The sequence below is a fragment of the Arthrobacter sp. MAHUQ-56 genome (assembly GCF_019710585.1).
Taxonomy (GTDB): Bacteria; Actinomycetota; Actinomycetes; order Actinomycetales; family Micrococcaceae; genus Arthrobacter.
Genome location: NZ_JAIFZQ010000001.1, coordinates 1 through 10,240, shown reverse-complemented (window position 1 = coordinate 10,240; position 10,240 = coordinate 1). Strand labels below are relative to the sequence as shown.

Annotated in this window: 11 protein-coding genes; 5 read left to right on the top strand and 6 right to left on the bottom strand. The window is 66.8% G+C overall.

Annotated elements, in window-relative coordinates:
• Window positions 1-260: HPr family phosphocarrier protein (locus K4G53_RS00055; protein WP_221383452.1), on the top strand; the 260-nt coding region annotated here is incomplete at its 5' end.
• A 294-nt stretch (window positions 261-554) separates the two neighbouring features.
• On the opposite strand, the gene K4G53_RS00050 is transcribed toward K4G53_RS00055, so the two are convergent.
• The gene (locus K4G53_RS00050; protein WP_221383451.1) at window positions 555-941 is read right to left on the bottom strand and encodes a hypothetical protein; all 387 of its coding nucleotides are present in this window, start codon (window positions 939-941) and stop codon (window positions 555-557) included.
• A gap of 158 nt (window positions 942-1,099) precedes the next feature.
• Here K4G53_RS00050 and K4G53_RS21415 point away from each other — a divergent pair, with 158 nt between their 5' ends.
• Both K4G53_RS21415 and K4G53_RS00040 read left to right on the top strand, forming a co-directional pair.
• Window positions 1,100-2,752: a response regulator transcription factor gene (locus tag K4G53_RS21415; protein WP_308287788.1), complete on the top strand. Its 1,653-nt coding sequence runs from the start codon at window positions 1,100-1,102 to the stop codon at window positions 2,750-2,752.
• A 582-nt stretch (window positions 2,753-3,334) separates the two neighbouring features.
• A complete protein-coding gene (locus K4G53_RS00040) occupies window positions 3,335-4,519 on the top strand; it encodes a metallophosphoesterase family protein (protein WP_221383450.1) in 1,185 nt (394 codons plus the stop codon).
• Between the two features lie 297 nt (window positions 4,520-4,816).
• Here K4G53_RS00040 and K4G53_RS00035 read toward each other — a convergent pair whose 3' ends face one another.
• A complete protein-coding gene (locus K4G53_RS00035) occupies window positions 4,817-5,986 on the bottom strand; it encodes an MFS transporter (protein ID WP_221383449.1) in 1,170 nt (389 codons plus the stop codon).
• A gap of 155 nt (window positions 5,987-6,141) precedes the next feature.
• Here K4G53_RS00035 and K4G53_RS00030 point away from each other — a divergent pair, with 155 nt between their 5' ends.
• Complete coding sequence (locus K4G53_RS00030; protein WP_221383448.1) at window positions 6,142-6,723, top strand: TetR/AcrR family transcriptional regulator; 582 nt, start codon at window positions 6,142-6,144, stop codon at window positions 6,721-6,723.
• Between the two features lie 106 nt (window positions 6,724-6,829).
• On the opposite strand, the gene K4G53_RS00025 is transcribed toward K4G53_RS00030, so the two are convergent.
• The 4 genes from K4G53_RS00025 to K4G53_RS00010 all read right to left on the bottom strand — a co-directional run bounded on the left by K4G53_RS00025 (window position 6,830) and on the right by K4G53_RS00010 (window position 9,160).
• Window positions 6,830-7,399, bottom strand: coding sequence for an OsmC family protein (locus K4G53_RS00025; protein ID WP_221383447.1), 570 nt, complete (start codon window positions 7,397-7,399; stop codon window positions 6,830-6,832).
• A 91-nt stretch (window positions 7,400-7,490) separates the two neighbouring features.
• Window positions 7,491-8,276: a methyltransferase domain-containing protein gene (locus tag K4G53_RS00020; RefSeq protein ID WP_221383446.1), complete on the bottom strand. Its 786-nt coding sequence runs from the start codon at window positions 8,274-8,276 to the stop codon at window positions 7,491-7,493.
• 18 nt (window positions 8,277-8,294) lie between these two features.
• Entirely contained in the window at window positions 8,295-8,552 is a 258-nt protein-coding gene (locus K4G53_RS00015; RefSeq protein ID WP_221383445.1) for an anti-sigma factor, read from the bottom strand.
• Window positions 8,549-9,160 carry an RNA polymerase sigma factor gene (locus K4G53_RS00010; protein ID WP_221383444.1) on the bottom strand — a complete coding sequence of 204 codons (612 nt, stop codon included), beginning with the start codon at window positions 9,158-9,160 and terminating at the stop codon, window positions 8,549-8,551. The genes K4G53_RS00015 and K4G53_RS00010 overlap by 4 nt, the downstream gene beginning before the upstream one ends.
• A 320-nt stretch (window positions 9,161-9,480) precedes the next feature.
• Here K4G53_RS00010 and K4G53_RS00005 point away from each other — a divergent pair.
• On the top strand, window positions 9,481-10,240 hold a 760-nt coding region (locus K4G53_RS00005), incomplete at its 3' end, for an ROK family protein (protein ID WP_221383443.1).

Sequence of the window (10,240 nt, the reverse complement as noted above, 5' to 3'; positions counted from 1 at the left end):
TTGCCAGCCGAGTGGGCCTCCACGCCCGTCCCGCATCGGTCTTCGCGGAGGAAGTCAGCAAGCTTGAACTGGAGGTGACCATCGCTTCCCCGGAAGTCAGCCCCGACGAGGCCCTCGATGCCGCAAGCATCCTCTCCCTTATGAGCCTGGGCGCCTCCCATGGGGACGTTGTGGTACTTCGCGCCGACGGCCCAGGTGCCGATGCAGCCCTCGACCACCTGGTGGGGATCCTGGAGACGGACCATGACGTAGAAGCCTAAAACCAGCGAGAAATCAGCACCTACGGGGGTGGCGCGCACAAGGTGCACGCCACCCCCGATGCTGTGCAAAGTAGGGCACCTCGCGCTGATTGGGACGCGGACGGAGAGAGCATCGATGCCGGCCGCAGGACCCTGCGTCCGTCCTGACCGGCGAGCAGCTGCGCAAACTCTCGTCCCTGGGCGCGCACTGCCATCGGATGGACGGCCATTGAATCCTCCGTTTCTGATTCAGCTCCCTAGCACCACTTTGGCCGGAGACGCCCCGTGGGAAAGCCGGGTCCCGCCCGGACCCAGTCATCCAACAGGCGAAGCGACCCGGATAACCCCCGCAACGTGCCGCGGAAACTCTGTCAGGTCCTCGCCCGCCTCCTGGTACCACTGCGAGAGAACCGTCGGCGGCTGGCCCAGAACGGTCGTGTTGCTGAACGATTCGATCCACGATCCGGACCGTGCCAGGTGTTCGCTGACCAGAGCCATGTGGTTGGCCATGGATTCGGCGTCGGGATGCACCTGAAGGACGGTGATCTGCCGGCCCTGTTCGTCGGCGAAGAACTGGAACACCAGCATCCTCGGCTCACGGCTCTCCACCAGGCCCGCCACCTCGCGGCAGGCCTCGAGGGCTTCATCGAGGTGCCCAGGGCGCACGGTATAGGTGCTCAAGTAGACAAACGGCTCGTACATGATGGCCTCCTAGAACCAGGTGATCCGCACCCTGCGGATCACCTTCAGGATCCCGCCGACGCACCGCGCGGGCATCGGCGGATCGCGCCACCTTCGGCAACCGGCACTGGGTAGTTATGCCCAGTCCGACGATGCATAGTAGTGATCAGGAGGTTGACGTGGCCGACGACGGAAATCACCTCGCGCGCGCCCGGGCGTTCCACGCGTCGTACGCATGGCGGCAGGCCTGCGCCGAGTTCCGCGCCGCCGGCGGGCTCGCCGGCCTTGGTATCGAGGACGTGGAGCGTTTCGCCGAGTGCGCACAAATCGTGGGGTTCCGCGACGAGGCAATTGCCGCGCTGGCGCAGGCCTTCGAGACGCGGGCCGCGAACGGCCAGGTGCGTCCCGCCGTCGCCTCCGCTTTCTGGCTGTGGGAGGCCTACAACCTGAACAGCGAGTTCGGCCAGGCCAACGGCTGGATGGCTCGGGCCCGGGAACTGGGCCCGGACGAGGCCGGCGACGAGCCCGGCTGGCTGCTGATCACCGCGGCGTACGGCAGGATCGCCGCGGGTGCCTATGACGAGGCTTTGACGCTCCTTGCCCGTGCCCGTGAGGGCGCCGCGAGAACGCACGACGCCGACCAGCTCGCCTTCTCGACGCTCCTCACCGGACGCGCCCTGGTCCAGTCCGGCCGCCTTGGGGACGGGCTGGACTGGCTCGACGATGCCATGGTCCGGGTAGTGGCGGGCGAGACGACCCCGAGGGTCACGAGCCTGCTCTTCTGTGCGGCGATCGGCACGTGCCAAATGGAGGTCCGGGATGTCTCGCGGGTCCGGGAATGGAGCGCTGCCCTCGGATCGTGGCTCGATACGGTGCCTCCGTTCGGCGGCCCCTTCTACGGCAACTGCCTGGTTTACCGCGCGGTCCACCTCCGGCTCGCAGGCCAGTGGGCGGCTGCCCTCTCCCTGCTGGAAGAGGCATGCCAAAGCCTGGCCCAGGGCGCAGGAATACGCCTGGTTGGCCATGCGCGTTACGAACTCGGTGAATCGCACCGGTTCCTGGGCGACTTCCCGGAGGCCGAGGCGGCCTACCGGGCGGCGGCGTTCGCCGGAGGCCCCACGCAGCCAGGGCTCGCCATGCTGAGGCTCTCCCTCGGAGACGTGCCTGCGGCAGCAACCGGGATCCGTCGTGCGCTTGGCGAGTCCGTGGGGCCGGCAGCCCGCGTGGAGCTACTGCCGGCGGCAGTGACCGTACACTGCGCGGCGAAGGCGGCAGGCGAAGCAGCGGCCGCTGCAGCCGAGTTGGGCAGCCTCGCCGAGCGATTCGCCTCCGACAGCGTGCGGGCCAGCCACGCGCGGGCCCTCGGCGAACTGGCTCTCGCCAACGACGAGTGGCAGAAGGCTCTTCCCGAACTCCGGCAGGCCGCGGGTCTGTGGCGGGACCTTGATGTCCCCTATGAAACGGCACGGTGCTCCGTGCTCCTGGCCACCGCATACCGGGGTGTGGGGGACGACGAGGCCGCGGACCTGGAACTCGAGTCGGCGCGCGACGCCTTCACGCGGCTCGGCGCCCGGCGCGATCTGCTGGAGGTCCAGGGCATGCTCCGACATCCGGACATCCCGGGCCGGCACGGCCTCTCGCCCCGCGAGGTAGAGGTGCTCCGGTTGATCGTGCGGGGCCTGACCAACCGGGCAATAGGTGCAGAGTTGTTCCTCAGCGAGCGAACCGTCCAGCGCCATGTGAGCAACATCTTCGACAAGCTCGGTGTCAACTCCCGGACACAGGCTGCGACGCACGCCCTCGACCGTGGGATCATCAGCACCGCCCCATGAGGCTGAGCTGCAAGGTTCCCTCAAGATTGGGGCAATAAATCTTCCCGAGTGACAAAGTCTCTTCCCGGACTGCGCAAGGCCTTTCTATGGTGGTCCCACGAGCTTGGCTAGGGGGACAACGTCGATGATCACGGACACGAATGCCGGCAGGGACTGCGGTGATGCGGCCGCGGCGGAGACCGTAGGCCTGGGTACGGCACCCACAGCCGATGGACCGATACCCACGGCGCGGCCAACTGCCCGGCGCCCCGTTGTTACTCCCCCAGGCTACGCAGTCCCCCAGGCACCGCCGTCGAGGTCCGCGGGCCGAGAGCGTGAAATCCGGCAAGTGATGTACGACCTCGCGCGCCTCGCGGCCGGGCACCGCCCACAATAACCCGGGACCGGTCCATTCGCTCTCGGTCCGAATCTGTTGCCGCTGCTCCGCGCACCGAGCGTTGCCCTGTCATCGCGACAGGCCACAACCGAGGAACCTCCCTGGCAAGCTGTTCACGCTGAGTTCGTAACCTCGTTGCTGCGGCAGCCTACTGTCACTGCGACGGCGGCGCGCAGTGCCGCCGCGCATAACGCAGAGAGGCAACGATGACCGTCAAGATCGACCAGCCCAATTTCAGCAGGCGGACAGCCCTGGCAACCGCCGGCGCCCTTGGTGCACTGGGAGCAGTGGTGGCCGCTGGTACCGGCGCAACGGCAGCGCCCGGAGCGAAGGCCCCCAAGCCCGTCCTCGCCTTCCGCCCGGACGGAAAGTTCAAGGTGGTCCAGTTCAACGACACCCAGGACGACGAGCAGACAGACCGCCGCACCATCGAACTGATGAACGGCACCCTGGACGCTGAAAAGCCGGACTTCGTGGTGATCAACGGCGATGTCATCAACGGAGGCTGCGATACCGAACTGGAGGTCAAGCAGGCACTGAACCACGTGGTGCAGCCGATGGAGAGCCGCAAGATCCCATGGGCCGTGACGTTCGGCAACCACGATGAGGATTCCGTCGCCAGGACCGGCATGACCGAGGCCAAGATGCTCCAGTTCCTGCAGAGCTACGAGTTCAACCTCAACGCCGATTCTTCCGCCGGCGTCACGGGCACCTCCAACTCGCTGTTGCTGGTGCAGTCATCCAAGTCGAAGGACCCGGCGTTCGGCCTGTGGCTCATCGATACCGGCCGCTACGCCCCGGACACCATCAACGGGCAGGACTTCGCCGGATACCCCCACTGGGACTGGGTGCGGATGGACCAGGTCACCTGGTACCGGAACCTCTCCATCGCCACGGAACAGAAATACGGGCGGAAGGTCCCGTCACTGATGTGGGGGCACATCGCGCTCCACGAGCACCGCAATATGTGGTTCGCAAGCCTGGACTCCCGCACCGACGCTGACCACCAGCGGGCCGTGGCCAAGCACGGGATCGTTGGTGAGCGGAACGAGGACGAGTGCCCAGGCCCCTTCAACTCCGGCCTGTTCAACGCCTTCCTGGAACGCGGGGACGTCCGCGGCTACTTCGTGGGCCACGACCACGTCAACACCTATGCGGGCAACTACTACGGGGTGGAACTCGGTTATGGCCCCGGCACAGGGTTCGGCGCCTACGGCCTGCCGGGTGCGGACCGAAACAGGCTCCGTGGCGCACGCGTCTTCGAGCTGGATGAGAACCACACCGGCATCTACAAGTCGACCCGCCTGATGTTTGCCAAAGACATGGGCATCGACCTGGCCGCCAACGACCAGCCGATCACGCCCCTGCCCTTGAACCCGGCGCAGCTCTAGCAACCTGCGGGCAGGGACACCGTGGATATATGGCGTCCCTGCCCGGTGCTGGTGAGGCTGTCCCCTGCGGATGGCCGTGCAGCCTGAGGGGGGGCCGGCACGCCTCGATCGCCGACAGCGAAGTTGAGGAGCGCGGCGGCGAGTGGATGTGCATACGCGCGGCAAGATCGTGGTCGCAGTAGGCCAGGATTCCTGATTTTTTGCCTGAATGAGGAAGGCGCCGCCCCGTGGGACGGAGCCTTCCTCGTGTAGAGCCGCGCTTGCCTCACGTGGCAGGACATCGCAGTCATCGACTAATCACGGTCTGGGATCACCGACGGCGGCCATTTGCCGGGACGCGCGCACCACCAGCGCTATCCCGCTGAGCAGTGTCGCCACAGCGGCGTAGACCAGCAGCGGCCCCAGCCCCACCCCGGGGATCATCGCGCCGGCCAGGGCCGGGGCCGCGACCGAGCTGAGTGCCCCCACGATAAGGCAGGCAGTGAATGCCTCGCCTGCGCGCTCGGGCACCAGTTCGGCGGTCCAAATCGCGAGCACCGCAGATCCTGTCATGTACCCCGCTCCGAAGATGCACGCCGAAACCGCTGTAGCGGTCAGGGAATCGCTTGCCAACCCGAGCATCGCCAGTGCTACACCGACCGCTCCAAGGGACAGTCCGGCCACCCTAGAACTGCCCATCCGACTCGCGAAGGTTCCGGTGGCCACGCCAATCACGCCGCAGAGGCCAATGCCCGCGTAGAGCGCGGGAAGGGCTCCTGCTGGAAGGGCACCACTGCCGACGACGTCGGCGGCGTACGTGAAGTAGATGACGACGGCCGCAAAGTAGGCCACCGCGTAGGCACATGGGCCACGCAGCGCTGCAAACAGTGCGGAGGCACCGTGATGGTTGATCGCTGCTGGGACTGGCCTGGTTTTTGGCACGAGGCGAAGGTTCACAAGGGCAGCCGCTGCCGCGGCCAAGGCGATGCCGACCCAGACCAGCCGCCAGGAACCCATTATTGCCAGGACCGCCAATCCGCCCAGCAGCACCAGGCCCCCGCTGGTGCCGGTCGTGATGATCGCCAACGCCCTGGGCTGCTGACGCAAGGGCACCGAACGGGTCACGATGTCCGAGTAGGGCGCCCAGACCCAACCACCGGCGCTGCCGGCCAGGACCACACCGGCGGCAAGCAGTCCCGGAGACTGCGCGAAGGCAACGATCACCGCGCCCAGAACGCCGCTCGCTCCGCCCACGGTCGTCGGAGCACGCGAACCTTGCCGGGCAGCGAGTGGCCCTGCCAGCAGCAGTCCAGCCAGGTACCCCGCGAACGTTGCGCTGGCGATGATGCCGAGCACCAGCTCGGACAGCCCCAGGTCCTCCCGGATGTTCGGCAGCGTCAGACCATAGCCGTAACGGGCCATGCCAAAGGCGACCCCGACTACCGCTGCTCCGGCCAGACCGATCCGACCGCCCGCTGAAAGCTTCATAAAACTCCTCCTCATTCGGCGCAGCAACGTCGCGCGCCTGTTCGCCGGCCAGTACCAGCCGTAAGTCTCATCGCAGCTCCGCCCGAGAGGCGGTAGCGGTCGTTATGCTACAGCAAAACGTGCGTTCTGTATTCGGGTTTACCTATACTGAGATGATGATCGTCGGCCAACGAGTTCCTGCACGCACCCGGCTGCTTGAGGCGGCCGACCAGGTGCTGTTCGAGCACGGTATCCGGGACACACCCGTCGATGAGCTGCTGCGCCAGGCGGAGGTCTCGGCGGCCACCCTGTACACGCACTTCGGCAGCAAGGACGGCTTGGTTGCCGAAGTGCTGCGGGTCCGGCTGTCCGACTGGCAGAGGGTCTGGGACCAGCACATCGTTGCGGCGGGTAATGACCTGGATCGGCTGCTCGCGGTCTTCGACGCGCTGGCCTCCTACCGTGACACCCAGGGCCACCCCTCACGGTGGTGCGCCTTCTTGGCCGCCGCCACCGAGCTCCCCGAGGCCGCGAACGAAATCAGCGACGTCCTGGCTGGTGACACCGCCCTGCTCGCAGACCGCCTTCTGCACCTGTCCCGCCCTCTTGCGGGGGATCGCGCCCAGGACCTGGCCAATGAAGTGCTTGTGGCCTACAGCGGGGCGCTGGCCGGATTCCTCCGCGGTTCCCCTCAGTCCCCGATCGCCGTGGGCCGCCGGCTGGCCTGTGCAGCAGCGCAGGCCTACAGCCGTGACTGATCCGTTTATCTGCCGCCCCGCCTGCACACCCTCGCGGGCGAATGCGGCCTGAAGCTGCCGAAGGCTTATGCGGTGAAGGGCTGGTTTCTGCCGTTCCGGTCTGGCTTTATCGGCTGCGGGCCAGGCTGACCTCCACCGGGTTGCGGACGATGTCGAGCACGGGCGACGTGCGCTGTACATAGCGGCACAGTTCGTCTATCTCCTGGTCGGACGCGTCGGTGTCCACCCGGTACGTGATCCCGATCTTCTGGTAGCCGGGCCGGACGTCCGGGGAGAGGCCGAGGAAGCCGTGCAGGTCAAGCTCGCCCTCGATATCGAAGTCGAGGCTGCGCAGCGTGATCCCTTTGGCCGCGGCGTTGTAGACGAAGCCGACGGTCAGGCATGAGGTAAGCGCGTGCAGCACCGCCTCGACCGCGTTGGGTGCGGTGTTGCTGCCAAGCAGCACTGGGGGCTCGTCCCCGGCCAGGGTGAAGGACTCCGCCCGAGACGTGTCCTCCGCGGTCGCACCATAGAACCCCTTGATCCGGGTCTGGCTTCGGCCTCCGCCCTGCCAGCTGGTGCTGGCGCGGAAGCGGAACTGCGCGATGGACGGATCACCCTGGATCGCCCGAATGGTATCGGCGAGCTGGGTGACGCTGATGCCGTTCAATTCGACGGCTTCGGTGGGCGCGGACATGGCAGTTCTCCTTCTGGTTGTTGTTTTGGGCATGGTTGTTCTGTCCGGCGGACTGCTGGCACCGTCCTGCCGGTGGGGCCGGGTCGTCGTGCTAGGCGGGCTTGTGGGCGCGCATCACCATGCTGTGGGCACCGAATCCGCCGGCCGTGGCCCGGGTGGAGGCGCTGCTGCTCGCGGCGAAGTAGTCCAGCTCCCCCAGCCGCTCCACGTCGGTGAAGCCCACCTCGGTGAACATCCGCAGGTAGTCGGCCTGCGTCGTCGCTCCCACGATGCACTCGGCCCACAGCCGGGGCTTCGCGCGGCAGGCCTCGGAGGGCAGGTCCTCGACGACGATGTCGGCGATCTGCACCCAGCCGCCGGGCCTGAGCACGCGGTGGATCTCGGCTATTGCCTTCCGTTTGGCCGGGACGAGGTTGATGACGCCGTTGCTCGTCACGGCATCCACGCTCCCGTCCCTGAGGGGCAGGTTCTCGGCGTTGCCCTCCAAAACCTCGACGTTCTCCGCCCCGGCGAGGCGCGCGTTCGCCGTCGCCTTGCCGCGCATCGCCTCCGTCATGTCGACGCCGTACACGAAGCCTTCGGTGCCCACGGACAGGGCCGCGGCGAGCAGGTCCGTCCCCGAGCCGGAGCCGATGTCGAGCACCGTGTCCCCCGGCCGAAGGACCCCGGTCGCGAACGGGTACCCCACGCCGGCGAAGGACTCGACCGCCGCCGCAGGCAGCCGGTCGAGGAGCTCGGGCGGATAGCCGACGTACTCGGCTGCCATCCGGCCGGTCGGGAAGTGGTAGCCCTGCTGGGGGCTGAGTGCCACGTTCGTGTACATCGCGATGACGGCGTCGAAGATGACCTGGCGCTGGTCCGAAGTGATGACGACCATCTCACTGGCCTTTCCGGTTCAGGGGGTGGGGGTGTCGGCGAAGCTGCGGAGGAGGGCCTGTACCCGGCCGGCGACGTCCTGGTCCAGGGGCTCGGCGCCCAGCCCGCGTATGCGCGCCTTCAGCTCGCGCTCGAACTCCGCCCGCGAGCAGCAGCTGCGGCACGTTTCCAGGTGGGCATTCAGCTCCGCCTCCAGCCGCCCGCCCAGCTCGTGGTCCAGATGCTCGGCGAGCACACGGATGGCCTCCTCGCATGAGGTGATCGATGTGGGCTTCATTCCCGTTCTCCCTTCCCCTGTGCCGGCCCATGGCCTGGTCCGGCGTACTGCCAGAGGTGCTTCTGCATCAGCGCGCGCCCCCGGGAGAGACGCGACCGGACGGTGCCGACGGGCACGTCGAGCGCCGCACCGGCGTCCCTGTAGGACAGCTCGTAGACGTCCACCAGCACCACGGCGGAACGGTACGGCTCCGGAAGCGAGTCGAGGGCCGCCTGCAGGTCACTTCGCAGCAGCCCGTCGAAGAACTCCTGCTCCGGGTTGCCCCACCACAGCAGGATCGGCTGGTGGATACGCTCAAAGATCGAAAAGTTTTCGGCATCGACCCCCAGGTACTCCTCCTCGGGGCGTACACGGGCCGCGCGATACTGCGAGATGTAGACGTTGGTGAGGATCCGGAAGAGCCACCCCTGGAAGGTGCCGCGGTCCGCCAGCGTCGGGAGCTTCGCCCAGGCCCGCGTGAGCGCCTCGGCGACCAGGTCTTCCGCGTTGGTGCGGTCGCGGCACAGCTTCACCGCGGCGCCGTAGAGCTTCGGCAGCAGCGACTGGACCTCATCCGAGAACCATGCGTGCTGCGCCGACGACCGCACTGCCTCGGTTGCCATGCTCATAGGATCACACACCTTCTTCCTTAAAGGAGAAGACGCAGCAGTCCCTTTTTGGTTCCCGAAGAAACAGTGGACTTCTTGAGCAGGTGGCCAGCAACGTGGCTACCATCAGCATCGGCTCTGTGGCCCCTTCGTACTGGAGGAGCCGGAGGGGCACGGCTTTCACGTCAGGTGGGCCACAATCGGAACTGGAAGGTTAGGCCTGCCGCCACTGTTTGATCTCAAGTAGCCGGGGTAAAGACGGGGTAGGCTTTCGAATACCAGTATGCATAATTCGGGTCGGTAAGGATCCCCGGGCAGCGACCGAATCACGAGAGGTTGGAATGGCGCAATCACTTTCGACAGGATCAGGTGTTGTCCTGGATCTGATCAGGTCCGGGCAGGCCACCACCAGGACCGACCTCCTGGAGCGGCTGGGATGGTCGCGCATCACCCTTGCCCGGCGGCTCGAGGAGTTGCTGAACGCGTCCATCATCAGGAGCGTAGGCCAGCTCGACTCACGGGGAGGACGCCCGCCTGAAAAGTTTGCCGTGAAGCCGGATTCAGGCGTGCTGCTGGCCCTGGACATCGGCGGTTCACACAGCCAGGTGGCCATTACGGACCTGGTGTCCACCATCCTCGCCGTGGACGAGGCGGACATCGGTCCAAGCCAGGGCCCGGCTGAGATTTTCGAGTGGGCCGGCCAGGTCTTTGACCTCATGCTGCAACGCCTCGGAAAGACCAGGGCCGACGTCCTGGGGATCGGTGTGGGAGTCCCCGGTCCGGTCGATGTCACAACCGGCCGCCTGGCATCCCCGCAAGTCGATGGGCAGTGGGACGGCGTCGCTGTCCGCGACTACTTCGCAAGCAGATACGAACATGCCGTCCTTGCGGTCGACCGGGACGTCAACGTCATGACGATGGCCGAAGCAAGGCGCGGCGGTGTGGGATACCGGGACATTGTGGGCGTCAAAGCGGGCATCGGCATCGGGCTGGGCTTCGTCCTCGACGGCGCCGTCTACCGCGGAGCACGCGGAGGTGCGGGAGATTTGAGCCGCCCGCGCATCGGCGGCGGCCGCCTGCAGCGGCTTGAAACGATAGCCA